The organism is Salirhabdus euzebyi (assembly GCF_014207435.1).
GTDB classification, from domain to species: Bacteria; Bacillota; Bacilli; order Bacillales; family Alkalibacillaceae; genus Salirhabdus; species Salirhabdus euzebyi.
In genome coordinates, this window is sequence record NZ_JACHGH010000010.1 from 59,376 (window position 1) to 80,407 (window position 21,032).

The window sequence follows — 21,032 nt, forward strand, 5'->3', positions numbered from 1 at the left end:
TTTAACTCCTTAAAACCTAAAATATATAAAAGGATTATATGTTGATGTTGCTAATGACATTATCGAAAATATTAGTACTAAAATATAAGTTATTGGATTTAAGAATCCGTAGAAAAATCTAATAATTAAATATTTTATATCGTTACTGCTAACAACATAGTTTTCAACTTTTGATGTCATAATCTTAAGCAGAGGTGTAGCACCTATTATTCCTATGATTAAAATTAATAGGACTTCATTAGTTATAAAATAATGAACATTATATATATTAGAAGTGATTTTAAAAGGATTAAACATGGTAGTTATATAGTTGATAGATTCATCTAAGGTTTCCGACCGGAAGAATACCCAGCCTATCATGACAATTAATAAAGTATATAAATATTTTATAGGGGTCCAAACCCTTTCTAGCACCAGACCAAAACCAATTCTTTCTATTACGAGAAAAAAGCCATGAAATAATCCCCATATAATAAAATTCCAGCTAGCACCATGCCAGAACCCAGTTATAATAAATACTATAAGTAAATTTCTATACGTATTAAACCTAGTTGTCTTACTACCACCTAAAGGAATATATACATAATCCCTGAACCAAGTTGATAATGAAATGTGCCAACGTCTCCAAAATTCTTTTATAGATTTTGAAATGTAAGGGTAGTTGAAGTTTTCTAAAAATTTGAAACCAAAAATTCTTCCTAATCCAATCGCCATATCTGAATACCCAGAAAAGTCATAGTATATTTGGAGTGAATAGCAAATTATTCCTAGCCAAGCAAGACCAGATGATAAATCACCACCACTTAAAGAAAATATTTCATCAGCGATTTTCCCCATAGGGTTTGCTATTAAAACCTTTTTACCTAACCCGATAATAAATCTTTTAACCCCATAATTTATATCTTCCATCTGGGTAATACGATTTTTTATTTGCTCAGCGACATCACCATATCTCACGATGGGTCCTGCTACTAATTGAGGAAATAAAGATATATATAAAGCTAAATCTAATGGATTTTTCTGAGCACGACTTTCACGTCTATAAACATCAACTACATAAGATAAAGCTTGGAATGTAAAGAATGATATACCAATTGGTAAATCTATGGGCTCTAAATATATCGGTTCCATTCCAATTTTAACTATTAGAATATTAATATTTTCTACTATGAAATTTAAATACTTATAAAAAGCTAGTATACCTAAATTGGCAATAATGGCTACAGCAACGATTTTTTTTGCCAGATTCTTTTTATCTATATAATTCTCTACCAACGCTCCGAAGAAATAGTTTATCGCTATAGATAAAAGCATTATTAAAACATATTTTGGTTCTCCCCAAGAATAGAAAAACAAACTTGCAATTAAAAGGAATATATTCTTATATCTATTTCTAATTAAAAAATAGCCTATTAATACAACGGGTAAAAAAACAAATAAAAAAACTGGTGAGCTGAATACCACTAAAAATCCACTTCCCTCTATAGATCTATAAAATAAATAGGTTTACAATAATAGTTTTTTAGCAAAATAGGTAATGATAGTATTAGGTCAAAACAGTATAGTAAAACATCAATATATTATTATAAAACATTTATTGTGACAATACTATACAAATTACTACTTCTTTCGACCTTGCTTGACTGATATAAAAAAATCACCAGATCGGTAAATTTAATATAACCCAGCAATCAATATACACCCTAGTTAATTAAAGCTGGAAGAACAATTAATATAATGTTTTCTATGCGGTAGAAAAAGAAAAGAAATATGAGTTAAAGGAATTTAATTACGAATTGGGGCGGGAAACTGGAGGTTCCTTCCAATAGAGTTCCGAGGTTAGTTGGGTCGCTTCCGTGGCCTGGGATGGGAAAGTAATGATGATATTAACTTACAAGCTTACTTGAATTTATTCATATATGAGGATAGCCATTCCAGAGGGTAAACTTGGCTGAAAGCACTAAAATTATTATTTGTTTGAACGGCTTCTCTAATTAACATTACGTAAACAAATACTGCCCGAAGGAAGCATAATACGAGGGTAGTCTTTTACCATTATAAAGGCTAAAAGTACAGCTTGATGGGATAATTAAAGGAACTATATACAATTTTCATTATCTTAGCTGGAAGCTGTTCTGCGGCAACCCTACAGCAGATTGAAGAATTTCAATCAAGTGGGGGCAAGTCTATTAAAATGGACCCTATTGAACTAGTAGAGGGAGCTTTAACAAAAGAGGATATTTGGAAACAAATTGAATCAATTAATGAAGATGCAGTATTAGTGTGCAGTTCTGATAAACCAGAAAACGTTAAGAAAGCCCAGGAAGCAGGAATGGAGAAAGTTTCCGAAATGCTAGAACAAACTACAGCGTACATTGCAAAGAATGCAGAAAAGAGTGGGGCAAACCGGATCATTTTAGCTGGTGGAGAAACATCTGGTGCTGTAACACGAATTCTTGGGTATGATTCATATTTAGTCGGAGAAAGTATTGCTCCTGGAGTTCCAGTAATGGTTCCACTTAAAAATAAAGATTTAAGGTTAGTCCTTATATCAGGTAACTTTGGTCAAGAGGACTTCTTCCTAAGAGCTGTAGATATTACAAAGGATGATACAAATGTCTAGTTTAGACCAAAAGTTTCAGGATGCTATTTGGATAGCGAAAGCATTGTTTGACAGGGATAAAGCTACAGGATTATCCGCAAATTTAAGTTTTCTTCATGATGACAAAATATATATTACAGGTAATGGGACTTTTTTTGGCAATTAATTACGTAAATCCCTACTCTTTCAAAAGAGTGGGGATTTCTCCTTTAAGTCGAATTCCTTCATTTTAAAATAGTAATAAGAGAAAAAGACTCCATTTATATGGTAGACTTAATAGGTGCTCATACATAAACTTAAGCAATCACAAGTGATTTAATGTGGGGGAAAAGCTGATGAACTTTTGTAGTAGTTGCGGGGAACAGGTGAATGGAAAAATGAATTTTTGTATGTATTGTGGGTATCAGTTGAGTAAGGACGAGCATACCCAAAATCAGGCTGTTTCTTCCTCTTCGAATACTACTTCAAAGAAGAAAAAGGGATTTAATCTAAAAGGGCTTGTTGCAATTGTATTTGCCATTGTTTTAGCTGTAGAAATTTTCTTTTATATGAGAATGGAAATGCCAATAACATATGAAACTACCTATCATGGGGAAAATAAATTAAAATGGGATGCCACTGCTTATCGTACATCCGAAAAATTGGATTATGAAACGTTGAATGAAAATAAAAAGAAGTACGGATTTTTAATTGGAGGAACTATAATAATTGGAGCAGTTGCTGTATATATGACACCGAATAGAACAATAAGTAGAAAAGATCATCCACCTTCAAAATGAGGGTGGATTTCTTTATGTGCTCCTTTATCTTTTTAACATCACCAAAACGGGTAGAAATATTTTGCACAAAGAAATATAAAAATTGGGCATTACTAACTATAAAAGAGCTAGAAATTATCTCGAAGGAGGAGAAGTTCCTTATGAACGAGACACTTTTATTACTACCTCATCCTAAAATCGTTATGTTGGGTAGCGGATATTATAACTTGGATAGCTCCTTCACGTTTATCTCTCCAACGGACATTTCAGATTTTGTTAGACAGTATGCCGCTAAATTATTGCTGGTAGAAGGGGTAAAAACAGAGGATTCAGCTGATATTGAGTTTATTAAAAATCCTAATCTTTCAAGGGAAGAGTATCAAATTGAAATTCTACAAAAAAGAATAAAGGTACATTATAGGGAGCTAAATGGTCTATATTATGCTTTCGTCACACTTAAACAAATGGTAAAACAATATGGGGAAGAAATTCCTTGTATGAAGATAGAAGATTGCCCAGACTTTGAAGTTCGAGGGGTAATGCTAGATATTAGTCGAACTAAAATACCAACACTAGACACTCTTTACGAGTTAATTGATCTGTTGGCAGATTTAAAAATCAACCATTTCCAGCTATACATAGAAGGCTTTTCTTTTGCCTATCCATCGTTTGAACAATTCTGGAAGAATAAGAGTCCTATTACAGGAGAAGAACTTAAACTTTTGGATGCCTATTGTAAGGAGCGATTTATTGACTTTGTTCCGAACCAGAACTGTTTAGGTCATATGGCTCCATGGCTAGAGACTGAGGAGTTTAAACATTTACGAGAAGTACCAGGTGAGATGACATTTATGGGGAGACCTGCAAGTCCTACTACGATGAACCCAATAGATGAAGGGAGCGTGGATTTAGTTAATAGGATGACAGATGATTTTTTACCGAATTTCACCTCCGACAATTTTAATGTGAATCTAGATGAGCCCTTTGAATTAGGAATGGGTAAAAGTAAGCCTATAGCAGACGAAATTGGTGTTGGACAGTTGTACGTGAACTATGTAAACAAGATACATAAGATGGTGAAAAAACATGAAAAGAAAATGCTCATGTGGGCAGATGTAGTATCAAGACACCCAGAAATCATCGACCAGCTTCCTAAAGATATAACCTTGTTAGAATGGGGCTATGAGGAAGCACATCCGTTTTCTGAACGTGGCAAAATGTTGAAGGAGTCAGGACTTGATTTTTATTTCTGTTCTGGTACAAGTAGTTGGTTAAGCATAGCAGGAAGAACAAATAACATGATCAACAATATTGCCAATGCCGTTGAAAACGGGAAAAAGTATGGTGCCAAAGGAATTTTAATCACGGATTGGGGCGATGCTGGTCACTGGCAATCCCTTTCTATTAGTTATCCGGGATTTAGCTATGGTGCTGCTTTAGCATGGAATTCATATAGTAAGGATGATATTGACTTACAAGCATACTTGGATTTATTCATATATGAGGATAGCCATTTTGTAATGGGAGATTTTAGCTTAAATCTAGGTAATTATTATTTATATGAGGGACTTTCCCTCGTTAACATGACATTAACTAATGCCGCACTCAATTTTTTAGGTCTAGTTTCAAAAGAAGAATATACAATGATTATGGAAAATTTGGCGGAAATTTTAGGACCAGTAATGGATGAGGAATCCAAAAAACTATTACAAGAAAATATTAAAAATCGTACGGAATATGAATATGACTCGCTTAAAACCTATTTGAGTGGATTGAAGGATAAATTGAAAAGCCATAGTATGAAAAGAAAAGATGCTCAGGTTGTGGAAGATGAATTTAGCAATGCCATACGCTTAATTGAGTTAGGGGCAGATTTGATAAATTTCATAAACTGTAGTGGTGAGTTGAAACCGGAGAATCAGCAGGAATTACTGACGAAGATGAGTGAAGATCTAACTACTATTATTGCTGAACAGAGAAGATTATGGTTACGGAGAAATAAGCCAGGTGGTTTAGAGGAAAGTCTTGGGCCGTTGATTAGACTTAAAAGCCAGCTTGAAGCGAAAATAAAAGATATTTAAACTATTTAATAAAATTGTAGAAGATCCTCCTTCTTTTAATTTAAGAAGGAGGATCTTTTCTGTTAAAGTCATTTTAGGTCCTTATCCAATTAGTAAAACTATCTGCTTTGAACTTATAATAGTGATGTTAATAGTAAGACTATAGAATCAAGAAAATAATAACCATAAGTAAATGATTTCTTACATACTCCTGAAATAACCATCTATTTGCTAATCTACTTATTCATGGTGAGAGGATTATAAAAAAATCCCCCATGGCAATTAGGTAATTTTTTGATTGCTTCACATCGGAACACCCCAATCGTTAAAAACAATTAGTTATTAATTGTCAAAACATTCTATTTATTATGATAAGATAAATGTTAAAGTGAAAAAAACATTTCAAAAAATTATCCTAGATTAAAGAATGTCGTTACCTCTGTACGATGAATTGGATAGGTAGCAATGTATCATCCATCTAATCACGTTTGTTAATACTTCAACCATATAAAAAAATACTACTTCTAAATAAAAACGATTATTATTTTGAAATTGTACTTAATTACAGTAACCCATTAAGTTGTTTACAATTTGAATGTAGGAATCACAAATATAAGGGAGGGGTGTTTTAGTAAAGTGCTAATTAAATTAAGAGGTATAAACTATGCATTAATTTTCTTTTTATTTTTTGTTAACTTCTTTTTTAGTAGTTGGATTTTAGATATTATCGTTACTTTTTTGACTATTACAGCTTTATTAATAACAGTGCCATTTTTAGAAAAGCTGCCTAAATTTTTATCGACTATTTTTATTTTATGTGGAATTAGCATAAGTCTTATGAATGATATTTCTTTTGAAAAGACTTTCTTATCCTTTTCGAATATGGTTGGTATCGTTGTTTTTTTAGGAATGATTCCAATTATATCTTTACCAATAAGATCCACAAACATCAATTTAAATTTAAAGCCTAATAAAAATTTGTCAAATAGACAAGCGTTTTTCTTATCAGAATCATTAGTTTTTAGTTTAGCTAGTTTAATAAATATGGCAGCAATACCAATGACATCCTCAATAATGAAAGATAAACTGTCGGTGAATATTCAAAATGGTCACAATATGCTTTCTGAGTCATTAAGTCGCGGATGTGCTCTAGCTATGATCTGGAGCCCAATAGGTGCTGGGGTAGCTGTTGTATCTGAACTAACTAATCTTTCCCTAATATCCCTCCTCCCATTTTGTCTACCAATGGCAATATTAGGGGTTTTACTAGATAATTTTATTTATTCGTTAAAACATAAAGGTGCCATGATAACAGAAAATCCATTACGCCAAATTGTTAATTTTTCATTTTCTGATATTACAAAGATTTTAATACCAATGTTGCTATTTATGATTTGTATAGCTATTTTAGATGAACTTTTCTCTTTGGGGATTATGTTTCTAATTACGGTTACTTCAATACCATTTTCACTCCTCTATGCTCTACTTACAAAAAAGTTCACAGAGTACGGTATTAATTTAAAGATACATTTTAAGAAGGATGTTCCAAATATGGCCGTACAATTTAGTATGTTGCTGGCAGTGGGTTTCTTTATTAAAGTCTTGGAAAATTCGCATTATATTGAAGCGATTTTAAGAGCGATTGTCGATTATAGTAACACCTTGGGGACAAGTGGGATTTTAATTCTTACCACATTTTCGGTAATTTTGATATCTGTGTTTGGTGTACACCCATTAGTAGCGATAACATTAATGGGCTCTATTATCGATCCTATTCAATTAGGAATTTCCCCATTGCTTTTCGGAGTTATACTTTTAACATCTTTCTCTTTGAGTATTATGTTATCTCCTTTTAACGGGACAAATAATTTAGTTTCCATTATGACTGGAAAATCTTCATTTTTAGTAGTGAAAAGCAATCTTATGTTTTCAGGAGCTTTCATTTTAGTCATATTCATATTTATAACATTCATTAATTTTATAAATTAAAGATATCTGTTTTTATTATTCAGAAAACACCTGGTTTCCAGGTGTTTTTTACTTTTATAAATAACGTAAAAATCTGGTCATTAAAATTGACAGAATTTATTGACAATTAAACAGAAGTAAATTATAATTTAACCATAAAGTGGAGTTATACTCCACATAGTGATAAAAAGTAAAAGAGGTTGAAAATGAAAAATTTAAAAATTCAAGCACTCCAAAAAGCATTCTCTATATTTGAGTTATTTGCTTCTAATAGTAAAACTGAATTGTCTGCCAGTGAAATTGGCAAAAGTCTAAATTTTCCTACAGGAACTTTATATAGATTTTTATCAGATTTAGAAACTGCTGGTTATTTGAAACAAGACAAAGTAACCAAAAAGTATCAACTTGGGTTAAAGTTTTTGGAATTGGGAGCCATAGTATCTAATCAAATTGATTTAAGAAAGGTTGCTTTCCCTTACTTGGAGGAACTAAGAGTTAATTTAAATGAAAATGTAAACCTTGGAATATTAGATGGTCATGAGGTGGTTTACTTAGAACGATTGGAAAATGCAAGACTGGTCCGGATAAATGTTCGAGTAGGTTCGAGAATCCCTATTCATTGTTCCTCAATAGGAAAAGTATTACTTGCGAATCAGCCAGAAAATAAATTTGAAGGGATATTAGAAAAGTTAGACTTTAGAAGATTTACTGAATTTACAATTACTGATAAGGATCTATTTTTAAAAGAAATATGTAAAATAAGAAGTCAAGGATTTGCAATAAGTGATAGAGAGTTTGCGGATGATATCCGAACAGTATCTGCTCCAATTTACAACAGTTCAGGTGTTATTGAAGGGGCTTTTAATGTCTCGGCACCATCTTACCGTCTCTCGTATGATTTGATAGATAGAGAAGTAATACCAACTATCAAAAAAATCGGTGAAGCAATATCAAGAAGTATAGGGTTTCAAGGGTTTTATAATTAGTATTAAATTTGTAAGCGCTAACAAGGAGGGGTCATTAATGTTTAGTAACAAAGTAGTCTTAGTAACTGGTGGTGCAGGTGGAATTGGAAGTGGTATTTCTAGGATGTTTTTAAGTGAGGGGGCAAAAGTTATAGTAAGTGATATTTCAAAAAAAAACATGGAAACGTTTAGGTCCACACTGAATCAAAATCAAAAAAAAGGTGTAGATTTTTATAAGGCTGATGTTGGAGTATCTAGTGAGGTAAATGAAATGATTAAATTCATTCAGGAAAAATATGGGGTAATAGATATAGTGGTCAATGGAGCGGGTTTTGGTATTATCGCACCATCCATCACGGATATATCGGATGAAGAATGGGATTTAGTTGTTAATGTTAACCTGAGAGGTACTTTTTATACTTGCCGTTCTGTTACTCCAATAATGAAAGAAAGGAAAAGTGGGAGAATTATTAATATTTCCTCCTTAGCAGGACGAACAAAAAGTGTTATTGCTGGTGCACATTACACTTCAGCAAAGGCTGGGGTATTAGGATTGACACGCCATTTAGCTGCTGAATTAGCGACACATAATATTACAGTAAATGCTGTCTGCCCAGGGGTAATTTCCACACCGCTAGTCCAAGGACAAAAAAGTGATGAAGAGCTAGACAAGATTGCTTCTAAAATACCAGTAAAAAAATTAGGACAGGTAGATGATGTGGTTCATATGGTGAAATATTTAGCATCACCAGATTCCTCCTATGTCACTGGTTCTAGTTTTGATGTAAATGGAGGACTTTATATGAATTAATGAATACCTTTTAAAGGAGGGGAACATATGGGGAAAGAAAGTTCATCAATGGTCTTAGTAGCACCTGAAAAATTTGAATTAAGATATGTAACTATACCTAATGTGGGAAATGACGACATGATACTTAAAGTAGAGATGGTTGGGATTTGTGGAACAGATAAAGCATTATATAATGGGACTCATGATCAAAAACATTACCCACTAATTATGGGACATGAGGTAGTTGGTTTTGTTGAGGAAATAGGTGAAGGCGCCAAAGAAAAGTATAAAGTTGAAGTTGGAGACCGAGTAACAGTAGAACCATTTGTAAATTGTAACCGCTGTCATTACTGTTTAGAAGGTCATTACCAATTATGTGAATCCAAAACGTGTTATGGGTTAACGATGAGTGTGAATAACTATCCGTTTGTTAGTGGTGGATATGGTCAATATATGTACATTCTCCCAAATTCAAAGGTTCATAAAATAGAAAGGGCAGTTCCGCCCGAAGCTGCATGTATGTCATCAGTAATTGGTAATGGAGTTAGATGGATTAAGACAAAAGGAAAGGTAAATAAAGGGGATAATGTGGTTATAATTGGTCCTGGTGCTCAGGGGCTTTCGAGTGTGATAGTGGCAAAAGAATTAGGTGTAAATGAAATTATTGTAATTGGTTTGGAAAAAGACTTTGAAAAGTTAAAAGTTGCTAAGGAGTTAGGGGCAACAAAAACACTAATACTAGATAGAGATGGCTTTGAAGCTGAATTAAAGAAAGTAGTTGACATTATAAAAGTGAACGTTGTAGTTGTTTGTACGGGAGCGGAGTCAGCCATTAAACTTTCTACAGACATTATAAGTCCCTTAGGGAAAATTATTTTAATAGGAAAAAATGGTTGGCAACCAGTAAATATAATAACCGATAAACTTGTAAATCATGAAATTGAACTAATTGGTGGATATGGTCAAGCGGGTGATACCGAATATGCTGTAGATATAATTAATTCAATGAAACACGATGTTGAGAAAATTGTTTCACATACATACCCTGTCAACCAATCTGAGACAGCCATGCAATTGTTCATTGATCAACCTGAAAGATGTATTAGGGTAGCGCTCAAACCATGAAAAAAAACAAAAAAAAGATATTTGGATTAATTGGAGCTATCTTTACTGTTTTATTTCTATCAGGATTTGTGTTTACTTCAACATATGTTCAAATATTTTGTTCGAACGATTTGATCTATGAAAAAAAAGTAGAAAAAAATGACCATTTAGAAATTATGTATGAGCATTCCTTATACAAGGTAAAGCAAAAAGAACGTTTTATAATTAATAAGAACAAATTTATTTTAAATGAAATGGTTTTTGGTAATTATCTGGCCCTGGATTATTACGATCATAATTCAAAAGGTAAATATTTCAAAGATAGTAAAGGGAATTACCACTTAATTGGTATGAATTACTCAATGGAAAAAATAGAATTCATGAATGCTAATTTTAGTGATCATATTGTTAAATTAGCTGATGAGACTATTAACTTAGGAAAAAAAGCTTCCAAGGGTAAAATTATTGTTATTACTATTGAGAACAAACCTATATTTTTACATTTTATAAAAGGGAGGTAATAACTTGGATATCAAAGATTTAGAAGTTGAAGAGGAAAACACGAAATTCAGATCTTTTAAGGGACACCTAAAAATAATAGTTTTTATTTTGGCAATAGCCTTTTCAATTTTTCAACTAACAATTATATATTATCCAGTAAACACTGTTCAGTTAAGAATTATTCATTTGATGTTTGGGTTGGTATTAATTTTTACTCTGGTTCCAGCAATTAAATCAAAAAAGACTTCACCAATTACTATTTCTGTTGATCTTGCCCTAATTACCCTATCCCTTATATCTTGTTTCTATATAGCAAAAGAAAGTGTCCAACTATCCAGTGAACGATTAGGGTATTACAATTCATTTGATATATTTGCCTCTATTGTTCTTCTAATCTTAGTTATTGAGGCAACTAGGAGAATTCTTGGTTGGGCCTTACCGATTATATCGATTTTATTTATTTTGTACGCACTATTTGGTTTTCTAATACCTGGTAGATTGGGTAATGCTGGATTTAGTTTTGAAAGAATTTCTACAAGCGTTTCATTATGGACTGAAGGAATCTTAGGTACACCTCTGGGAGTTTCTGCTTCGTATGTTACATTATTCGTTATATTTGCCGTTTTCTTACAACGTACAGGAGCCGGACAATTTTTCATAGACTTAGCACTATCGGTATTCGGTAGATTTAGAGGTGGCCCTGCTAAAGTGGCGGTAATTGCCAGTAGTTTGTTTGGGAGTATATCAGGAAGTGCTGTTGCAAATGTGGCTGGTACTGGAACTTTAACCATACCATTAATGAAAAGAAATGGTTTTAGTAAGTATGATGCGGCCGGGGTCGAAGCAGTTTCTTCATCTGGGGGACAATTGATGCCTCCAATAATGGGTGCTTCCGCATTTATCATGGCTGAAATACTAGGACTACCGTACTCCATGATCATACTTGCAGCATTGATTCCAGCTATTCTTTACTATACTTCTGTTTTTATTTCCGTAGATTTTAAGGCTATTAAAATGGGGTTAAAAGGTATACCGAAGAGCCAATTACCTAGTTTTAGAAAAACTTTTAAGAAAGGCTGGCACCTATCAACTCCACTTATTATTCTTATATATCTATTGGCCTTTGAAGGTACATCTCCTGGAAAGGCAGCCTTTTGGGCAATCGTATCTTCAGTGTTAGTTACCATGTTCCGGAAAAACACAAGAATGTCACTTAAAGAAATTTTATCTGCTCTACAAAAAGGTGCTTATTCTGCCTTAGAAATTGTTGCAGTTTGTGCTTGTGCCGGTATTGTAATTGGGATTTTTACTTTAACAGGCCTAGGCCTTAAATTCTCTGGTATTATTATTGAATTTTCACAGGGAAGCTTAATACTTCTTTTAATCTTAACTATGATAGCTTGTTTAATTGCTGGTATGGGTGTACCAACTGTTGCTGCATATTTAATTGTTGCGGTATTAGTAGCACCTGCCTTAGTTAGAATAGGAATTCAACCTATTGCAGCCCATCTATTTGTATTCTATTTTGCTATTATTTCTGCTATTACTCCTCCAGTTGCTTTAGCATCTTATGTTGCTGCAGGTATATCTGGTTCGAACCCTTTCAAAACCAGTATTAAGGCATTTAAGCTCGGCCTTGCAGCATTTATTATTCCTTTCATGTTTGTGTATAATCCAACATTAATATTCGAAGGACAGCCAATAGAAATTTTAGTAGGATTTACAACAGCTATTTTCGGGGTAACACTACTATCTGGTTCATTAGAAGGCTACTATTACTTCTTTGGAATTATAAAAAAATGGTTAAGAGTGGTATTATTTGTGGCTTCTATTACACTTATACATCCTAATGTTTATACAGATTTAGTTGGTGCTGCATTCCTACTTATTTTCGCAATAGTAGTTATGGTTAAAAGAAAAATTAGTAGTAACAATCAAGATTTTAATGGTACTGACAGTGGTTTTACCAAATAAAGGGGGGTGAAACAACTTTAAAGAAGGGATTTTTCAAAAAAACAAAGGAGGCTTTAAAATGCCCAAAAAGATTTTGATGATGTTGTTTGTAATGATGTTAGCAGTTGTTGCTACTGCGTGTAATGAAGTGGAAAGAAGATCAATTGGAACTGGTGGTAGTGGTGGGGTATTTTATGTTGTAGGTGCAGGAATGGGGAATATAGTTACAAATAATTCTGATTCAATAGAATTAACTGCCCAATCTACAGCTGCAACCACAGAGAATTTAAACCTAGTAGATTCTGGTGATTTAGATTTTGGCTTTGGTGTTTATGACGCAGCTATTGAAGCTTATAACGGTGAAGGCGCATATGATAGAAAATATGAAAATTTGAGGCTGGTATTAGCTGGTCATGGTGGCTATCAACATATTATTGTAAGGGATGATTCTGATATTCAGAGTATAGAAGATTTTGAAGGGAAAAGGATAGGTATTCCGCCAGGGAATATAGGTGAGAAACTAGCTAAAGCTACTGTTGAAGCTTATGGTCTTACTTTAGATGACTTAGAAGTGGTGCCTTTATCTTTTGCTGAAATGTCCACAGGATTAAAAGATGAGAATCTTGATGCAGCATTTGTTTTTGCGGGAATTCCTGCATCAACCATTATTGAACTAGGTACTTCTCTTGATATTCGTTTTATTAGTCAAACAGACGAAGGGTTAGACAGGTTGGTAGAAGCTTATCCATATTGGTTTAAAGCAACAATTCCTGGATCAGATTACGATGTAGATGAAGACATAAAGACATTTTTGGCCCCTTATGTGGTCTTTGCTAATAAAGACGTACCGGATGATGTAGTTAGTGAATTCATAGATATAACATTTACTCATAATGATGAATTGGTAGAAGTGCATCCTGAAGGTCAACACTATACAGGCAATAATGATTTTTATAATTCAGAAGCACTATTACCATACCATCCAGGCGCCGAAGAATATTATAAAGAAAATAATATTATAGATTAGTCTAAAAAAGGAGGGAGTAATTCTCTCCTTTAATAGTTATATTTCACAGGAGGTATTAGTTTGTGAATCAAATTGGATACTTAATTACAAGAAGCGGACGATATTATAAAGATAATATAGCTATTATAGATAACGAACAAATATATTCCTTTAAAGAGGTAAATGAAAACTCAAATGCAATTGCTAGAGGACTATTGAGTTTGGGTTTGGAAAAAGGGGATCGTGTAGCTGTTTTATTAAAAAATTCAGCAAATTTTGTTTTTTGTGACTTTTCATTAGCAAAAAGTGGGTTAGTTAGAGTACCCATAAATCCTAAATTAAAAGAAAATGAAATTGAATATATACTAAAGGATGTTGAAGCTAAGGCAATAATATTTGATTCTAGTTTTAGGGAGATAATAAAAAAAATAAAAGATAGTTTAACTCATCTCGAATATATCATACAAAGTAATACTGATTTAAATGATGAACAGCCTTCTTTGCAAAGGTGGATTAGTACTAGGTGCAAAAAAGATATTATTGTAGAAACAAACGATAATGATCCTTATCAAATTTTATATACATCTGGGACTACTGGAAAGCCTAAAGGTGCTGTTATAAGTTATAGATCAAGGCTAGAAACGATAAACAATGTATTTAGTGATGAACTAGAAATTAAGCCCCATGATCGTATGCTTCATGTTGCTTCCTTAGCACATGGAAGTGGTTCAAAGGTGTTACCTCATTTTATAAAAGGTGCTGCTAATGTATTTATTCATAAGTTTTCGCCAGAGATCTTTTTTGAAGTTGTTGAAAAACATAAAATAAATAATACATTTTTAGTTCCGACTATAATCGGTATGCTATTAGATTATGAAAATAGGTTTAATTACAATATACATTCTTTAAAGAATATTCTTTATTCAGCATCTCCTATGCCTAAGGAAATGCTTAAGAAAGCAATAGAGTTTTTTGGTCCTGTCTTAGTTCAAGTTTACGCTCTTACTGAAGCTCCTAACCCCGTGCTGGTACTTCCAAAAAGGGAACATCTCTTATTAGAGGATAACGATAAATTACTTGAATCTACTGGAAGAGAAGTAACAAATGTTCAAGTGAAAATCGTAAATGACGCAGGTGAAGAAACTGTAGAAGAAGAAGTTGGAGAGTTGGTAGTTAGAGGTAATAACGTAATGAGTGGATATTGGAAAAGAGAAAGAGACACTCAGGAAACGATAAAAGACGGATGGCTATATACTGGTGATTTGGGTTTTATTGACAACAATGGTTACTTTTATATTGTAGGACGTAAAAAAGACATGATTATTAGTGGTGGATATAACGTTTATTCGAGAGAAGTAGAAGATGCAATTTACGAAATTGCTGGTGTAAAAGAAGTAGCTGTTGCTGGTATTCCAGATGAAATTTGGGGGGAAGCTGTTTCAGCATTTATTGTATTAGAAAATGACAATAATCTTTCTGTAGAACAAATAAAGAACCATTGCAAGCGTTGTTTAGCAAATTATAAAAATCCTAAAAACATAACTATAGTTGCTGAATTGCCAAAAAATGCGAATGGTAAAGTTGATAAAAATAAACTCAAAGAAATATATCAACAACAAATTTGAAATGTTATGTATAAAGAAAAAAGATTAGCGGAGGTTTCTTATGGAGAGAAAAGCTGTAGATGTAATGTGTGATCTTATTGAGGAAGCGGAAATTGAATACGTTTTTGGTATACAGGGTGGTATAACGTATAGACTCTTTAATGCGCTAGGGCGGAGAGGAAAAGTAAAACTAATTATTGCGCGCCATGAACAAAGTGCAGCAATTATGGCAGCAACATATGGACGATTAACTGGAAAACCCGCAATACTAATGGGGCAGGGACCTTTTATTGCTTCCAGTGGGGGATTTGGAATTATAGAAGCTTATCTTAGTGGTTATCCCTTAATCGTGATTTCTGATGCTGTAACTAATTCATTTGGTCAAAAGGGTATGATACAGTCAGGATCTGGTGAATATGGGTCCTTTGATTTACTGGGAATATTGAGAAAAATGACAAAATACACAGGTCTTGCTACAACTCCAAAACAAGCAATACAAGGATTGCAACAAGCAATTAAACATGCATGTACAGATAGAAAAGGACCAGCCGGGCTAGTAATTTATCAACCAGAAGTGTATGAAGAATTTAACGAAAATGAACCGCCATATTTATATGGCATGAGTGGATACATTTGTGAAACACAAAAAAGTAGTCCTAATGATGAGCAAATTAAAAAGGCTTTTGAGCTGATAGGAAACGCTGAACGCCCTGTTATAATTGCAGGTAACGGTATTCATATGTCTAACAGTTATGCTGAGCTAAAAGAGTTTTGCGAATTAACAAGTATCCCTGTTGCAACTAGTTATCGAGGAAAAAGCGTCTTAAACGAAGATCATCCGCTCGCATTAGGTATGCTTAGCGACTATGGGCAACTAGTTGCAAATACAATAGTGGGTGAAGCTGATTTAATTATTTCTTTAGGTTGTAGACTTGGTCCATCTGATACCGCACAAGAAAATCCAGCATTAATTAACCCTCAAAAACAGAAAATAATTCAGGTAGACATAGATCCTCATAGAGCTGGATGGACATTCCCGATAGACCTATCTCTAATAGGTGATTTAAAAGCAACACTTCAAAAATTTAACGAAAATGCATCTAGTATAGTAAATCAAGTTGTAGCAACTCAAAGAAAGGAACGAGTACAGAAATATAAAAAAGAGCTAGGTTATTTTGAAGACCCATTTACAACAATAGATTCATCACCTGTATACCCACAGAGGATAATAGGGATTTTGAATGAAGTTTTGCCGAAAGATGCATTTTTGATGACAGATGCCGGAACAAATCGAGCTTGGACTGCCCATCTATATCAAAGCAAAACAGCTGGAAGTGTTGTAGTTCCAGGTGGAATAGCTGGAATGGGTTCAGGTCCGCCAGCAGCAGTTGCTACTAAAATTGTTAATCCGGATAAGTGTGTTGTTGCAGTTGTTGGAGATGGTGGAATGGCGATGACAGCTAATTCAATTTCTACTTCAGTACAACATAATTGTCCAGTTGTTTTGATAGTTATGAATGACTCGCGTTTAGGAATGCCTTCTGCTAGACAAGGTAAAAAGACTATTGCAACTCATTTTACTGACACAAATTTTGCAGATATTGCAAAAGGATACGGGGCCAAGGGCGTCCGAATTAAGGATTCAACTCAATTTAAGAGTGCCTTAATAGACGCAATTAACAGTAATGTAACTACAGTATTAGATGTAATCATTGATGTAGAACGAAATTACACGAAAGAAATAAATGCAGTCACAGAAAAAATGAAAAAGTATAAAAAAGTAGAAGCCAATCCTTATGATGAAAATGCCTTTTTTTAGGATAAACTGATTTGAAGGGGGGAGAATGATGAAATTTAATACTAGTATTGGATTTTCAGACTCTGAGAATATACTTATTTATGGTAAAGACTTGTGTAATGATTTAATTGGAAATGTAAATCTTGGAGATATGGCTTTTATAGCAGCAACTCATAGACTCCCAACAGAAAATGAGTCTAGGATGCTAAATGCAATTATGGTAGCACTATGTGAACATGGCTTTACACCAAGTTCAATTTCAACAAGATTAACCTATCTTGGCGCTCCTGAATCTACACAAGCAGCTGTTGCTGCAGGTTTGTTAGGAGCTGGAAATGTTTATTTAGGTTCAATGGAGTCTACGGCAAGGGTTTTACAGGAATCTGTGGGATTCTATGGGAATTTAGATAATGACGAAATGGTTAATAAAATTTTATCTAATTATAAAGATAAAAGGTTTCCTGGATTTGGTCATCCCATTCATAAGCAAGTTGATCCTAGAAGTAAGAAGCTTTTTGAAATGGCTGAAAATTTAGGGTTTAAAAAAGGTTATAGTAAACTAATCACGGATATTCATAAAAGCTTGTGTGAGATAAAACAAAAAGAAATTGTATTAAATGCTTCAGGTGCTGTTGGTGCAATATTATCAGATATGGGTTTTAAGTGGAATATAGTTAAGTGTTTTGCACTAGCAGCAAGATCAGTTGGTTTAATAGGGCATATACTAGAAGAACAGGGGAAAGATAGAATATCTCAAGACCTTTGGGATTATGTTCAAGAAAACACAAAATATAATATGTAAAACTTAGATGATGTAGATATATAAAAATCACAAATTGTTAAAATGATAGAAAATACTATTATCTGAATGTATTTATCATATGTTTCTCCTAGAAATACATTATTAAATAAGAATCCAGCTGGAATTGCCAGCTGGATTCTATTTAGTAAAACTTTAGTTTTTCGTTACTAAGTACGCTTTATACTCGGTAACTCCTGCTTGTTCTACATATACTCCTAATACGTATTCTCCATCTTCCAGTTCTTCGCCTCCTACTTTTCCATCCCATAAGAATTCATGGTAGGGAGCTGGTGCATTACTAAATGTACCTAATGTATCAATAGGTTCACCAATTTTTTCTCCATTCAGTTCGAATAAATTATATTGAACTACTTCTGCACCACCAGGTAAATATGAACCAACATAGTAGGATCCTTCCTCAACCTTTTCTAAAAATGCACCAGTCAGGCGCGGATAGTCTGGTTCACCGACAAATAAAATCGATGGCACATCAATTTTTTGTGTTCCATCACTTACTGAAATAGTTGCTTCATAATAACCGGGTTCTAATTTAGAAGTATCTACTTGAACATTAAAGTTAACTTGTTGTGATTTTCCTGGGTTAACCTTTAAGTTATTACTTGTAGATACTTTAATTCCATCTGGATTTCCAGCAAATTCAACGTCAAAGCTATAACTCTTTCTTTCACTTGATAGGTTTTTAATTTCAAAACTTTGTTTTTCTACTTGTTTACCTGTATTTTTTACAAATTTACCGAAAGAGTGACTACCAGGAGCTACTAAAGTAGTAGTATTTAATGCATCAACAATCCGGATACTACCTGCACCTTGTGAATTGTGTGCATAAGCTTTACCTGTAGCTGGATCAATCACATCAACAGCTGTATTCATTAATGCCGCTTTAACATCTTCTGTTCCCCAATTAGGGTTCTTCTCTAATAGTAATGCTGATGCACCAGCAACGTGAGGAGCTGACATGCTTGTTCCTTGTAATGCTGCATAACCATTACCAGGGAAAGTACTCACGATATTAACACCCGGTGCAGAAACATCAGGCTTAATCATCCATGTAAGTGTTACGGGGCCACGGGATGAAAAGTCAGCCATAACTTCTGGGTTAGTTGTAACATATTCAAGATCAAAAGAAACTGTATTGTTTCCTTTTTCTAATTCACTAAGTATTTTCTGACCGTCTACACCTGACATTTTAATTGTTGGTACTTCCATTCCCGGGATTACAAAATCAAATTCTTCAGGTTCACTATTGAAAATGATTGCACCAACAGCCCCAGCTGCTTTTGCATTTGCAGCTTTATCAACAAAAGGAATAGCTCCTCTGCTGATGAGGGCAATTTTACCTTCAACATCAATATCCTTAAAGTCGTCCGGATTTCCTAAACCAGCATTAACAAACTCGTATTCATTCCCATCAAGAGCAGTTAAGTCCTTTACATCTGCATAACCCATAACTTTATCACTTTCATATGAGACATCACCTGTAGTAGTTGTCTCTACACTATAAACTTCATACGGAAGTTGAGTAGCCCCTACAGAAATAGCATCACGGGATGTACCTGGAGATCCTACTGTCCAGTTGTCAGGACCGCTGTTTCCGTTAGAAGTCACGGCTACAACCCCTTCAGCCATTGCCCAGTCTAAAGCAATAGACGTTGCCCAGTCAGGATTGTTTAGTGAGTTACCTAGTGACAAGTTCATCACGTCAGCTCCATCTTGAACCGCAAGTTCAATACCAGCAACAACATCTTCCGTGGTACCACCATCAGGACCTAATACACGATATCCTAACAATGTAGCATCAGGAGCAACACCCTTAATCGCACCATTGGCTGCTACTGTACCAGAGACGTGAGTACCGTGGTATTGTCCTGCTCCTTCTTGTGGGTCATTGTCATCGTCTACAAAATCGTATCCTTTGTAATCGTCAAAAGCATGTGCTAAGTCAGGATGAGTATAGTCAACACCAGTATCGATAACTGCTACAGTTACTCCTTCACCAGTAAAACCAGCTTCCCATGCTTCATTGGACCCTATAAATGGAGCACTATTCATCATTTCTGGACTAAATGCTTCTTCCGAAATTACTTCTGCAGATATTACTTCGGCTGTATAATGAACATTTGGATAAACAGCCTTTACGCCTGGAATTGCTGCTAGTTTCACAATTTCATTGCCAGGTAGTTCTACAGAGAAACCAGAAAATACATAGTCATATTCTCTATTAACATCAGCGTTTTTAACTGCTTTTTCTAACGCTTTAATGACTTTTCCTCTTTCGGACTTCAAGTTAGCCTTTGTTTGGCTTGTCCCTTTATGCTTTGCTTCTACAATAGACTCTTCCTCTAACTCAACTATTACAGACGTTGGTCTGTCTGAGGACAGTTCAATGTCACCTAATATTTCAGCTAATGGTATTTCAGAAAATTGAGTTTTTGACTTTTTGCCCCCATTTGCTGCTACAGTAAAACCAAAAATAGAAAAGATTAGTACAAATGCTAATAAGCTAAATAAGATTTTTGAAAAATTTCTCTTCATGTCTTTATACGTCCTCCCCTAAATAAATTGATTAAGTTGAGTTTCCGCATCACCCTTCTCCTATGTATGAATCCACCTCCTCTAAGAATGAAGGTATAAAATATGGTACAAATATATAACTTATGGATTGTTATCCATTATCCTTCAGATACTTTTCGTAATATTCAGACAACATTCACCATATTGGTAAATAATAAAACTATAAATCTTTTTAAAGTTACACAATTAGCAGTTTAGTAACAAAGATAGACTCTGTAAGTATCGCAAAATGAAAAAAAGATTAGAGTATTTTCTTCTATGTGGAATGGGATCTCGGAGAAAAAGGTAGAAGTAAATAGTTAAAAGGGAAACAGAAAAAATTATAGTTATCGATGATTTCCAACAGGTTCTCCAACTTATTATGGGTTTTGATAATTAGACTGGAAAGAAGAAGTGTTAATAATGCATTTTAAGTAATTGACTTTTAGTGCATCATGCCAGTAAACACCCAAAAACAAAATACAAGACTGGATGCGCAATAGTTGATATTTGTGAAAGAGTTTAAAAAAAGCCATTTGTTAATGTCCAG

General features: G+C 33.9%; 16 protein-coding genes. 14 read left to right on the top strand and 2 right to left on the bottom strand.

Annotated elements, in window-relative coordinates; translation table 11 throughout:
- Positions 1-9: 9 nt before the first annotated feature.
- Complete coding sequence (locus tag HNQ94_RS15005; RefSeq protein WP_174496956.1) at positions 10-1,464, bottom strand: MBOAT family O-acyltransferase; 1,455 nt, start codon at positions 1,462-1,464, stop codon at positions 10-12.
- Positions 1,465-2,116: 652 nt separating this feature from the next.
- On the opposite strand from HNQ94_RS15005, the gene HNQ94_RS15010 reads away from it, so the two are divergent.
- The 14 genes from HNQ94_RS15010 to HNQ94_RS15075 all read left to right on the top strand — a co-directional run bounded on the left by HNQ94_RS15010 (position 2,117) and on the right by HNQ94_RS15075 (position 17,911).
- Positions 2,117-2,623 carry a nucleotide-binding domain containing protein gene (locus HNQ94_RS15010; protein ID WP_282960579.1) on the top strand — a complete coding sequence of 169 codons (507 nt, stop codon included), beginning with the start codon at positions 2,117-2,119 and terminating at the stop codon, positions 2,621-2,623.
- Complete coding sequence (locus HNQ94_RS15015; RefSeq protein WP_174496957.1) at positions 2,616-2,768, top strand: hypothetical protein; 153 nt, start codon at positions 2,616-2,618, stop codon at positions 2,766-2,768. Before HNQ94_RS15010 ends, HNQ94_RS15015 begins: the two co-directional genes overlap by 8 nt.
- Before the next feature lie 169 nt (positions 2,769-2,937).
- A complete protein-coding gene (locus tag HNQ94_RS15020) occupies positions 2,938-3,381 on the top strand; it encodes a zinc-ribbon domain-containing protein (RefSeq protein WP_174496958.1) in 444 nt (147 codons plus the stop codon).
- A 140-nt stretch (positions 3,382-3,521) separates the two neighbouring features.
- Positions 3,522-5,441, top strand: a complete 1,920-nt coding sequence (locus HNQ94_RS15025) for a beta-N-acetylhexosaminidase (RefSeq protein ID WP_174496959.1) — start codon at positions 3,522-3,524, stop codon at positions 5,439-5,441.
- Positions 5,442-6,056: 615 nt separating this feature from the next.
- The gene (locus HNQ94_RS15030; protein WP_174496960.1) at positions 6,057-7,409 is read left to right on the top strand and encodes a hypothetical protein; all 1,353 of its coding nucleotides are present in this window, start codon (positions 6,057-6,059) and stop codon (positions 7,407-7,409) included.
- Between the two features lie 185 nt (positions 7,410-7,594).
- The gene (locus HNQ94_RS15035; protein WP_174496961.1) at positions 7,595-8,374 is read left to right on the top strand and encodes an IclR family transcriptional regulator; all 780 of its coding nucleotides are present in this window, start codon (positions 7,595-7,597) and stop codon (positions 8,372-8,374) included.
- Positions 8,375-8,411: 37 nt separating this feature from the next.
- Complete coding sequence (locus tag HNQ94_RS15040; RefSeq protein WP_174496962.1) at positions 8,412-9,164, top strand: SDR family NAD(P)-dependent oxidoreductase; 753 nt, start codon at positions 8,412-8,414, stop codon at positions 9,162-9,164.
- A 27-nt stretch (positions 9,165-9,191) separates the two neighbouring features.
- Positions 9,192-10,268, top strand: a complete 1,077-nt coding sequence (locus HNQ94_RS15045; RefSeq protein ID WP_174496963.1) for a zinc-dependent alcohol dehydrogenase — start codon at positions 9,192-9,194, stop codon at positions 10,266-10,268.
- Entirely contained in the window at positions 10,265-10,768 is a 504-nt protein-coding gene (locus tag HNQ94_RS15050; protein ID WP_174496964.1) for a DUF1850 domain-containing protein, read from the top strand. The genes HNQ94_RS15045 and HNQ94_RS15050 overlap by 4 nt, the downstream gene beginning before the upstream one ends.
- A gap of 4 nt (positions 10,769-10,772) precedes the next feature.
- The gene (locus HNQ94_RS15055; RefSeq protein WP_174496965.1) at positions 10,773-12,722 is read left to right on the top strand and encodes a TRAP transporter permease; all 1,950 of its coding nucleotides are present in this window, start codon (positions 10,773-10,775) and stop codon (positions 12,720-12,722) included.
- A gap of 58 nt (positions 12,723-12,780) precedes the next feature.
- Complete coding sequence (locus HNQ94_RS15060; protein WP_174496966.1) at positions 12,781-13,728, top strand: TAXI family TRAP transporter solute-binding subunit; 948 nt, start codon at positions 12,781-12,783, stop codon at positions 13,726-13,728.
- A gap of 62 nt (positions 13,729-13,790) precedes the next feature.
- Positions 13,791-15,332 carry a class I adenylate-forming enzyme family protein gene (locus tag HNQ94_RS15065; protein ID WP_174496967.1) on the top strand — a complete coding sequence of 514 codons (1,542 nt, stop codon included), beginning with the start codon at positions 13,791-13,793 and terminating at the stop codon, positions 15,330-15,332.
- A gap of 40 nt (positions 15,333-15,372) precedes the next feature.
- Positions 15,373-17,130 (top strand): thiamine pyrophosphate-binding protein, encoded by a 1,758-nt coding sequence (locus HNQ94_RS15070; RefSeq protein ID WP_174496968.1) that lies wholly within the window; start codon positions 15,373-15,375, stop codon positions 17,128-17,130.
- A gap of 28 nt (positions 17,131-17,158) precedes the next feature.
- A complete protein-coding gene (locus HNQ94_RS15075) occupies positions 17,159-17,911 on the top strand; it encodes a citryl-CoA lyase (RefSeq protein ID WP_174496969.1) in 753 nt (250 codons plus the stop codon).
- Between the two features lie 153 nt (positions 17,912-18,064).
- Here HNQ94_RS15075 and HNQ94_RS15080 read toward each other — a convergent pair whose 3' ends face one another.
- A complete protein-coding gene (locus HNQ94_RS15080) occupies positions 18,065-20,464 on the bottom strand; it encodes a S8 family serine peptidase (RefSeq protein ID WP_174496970.1) in 2,400 nt (799 codons plus the stop codon).
- Positions 20,465-21,032: the final 568 nt, after the last annotated feature.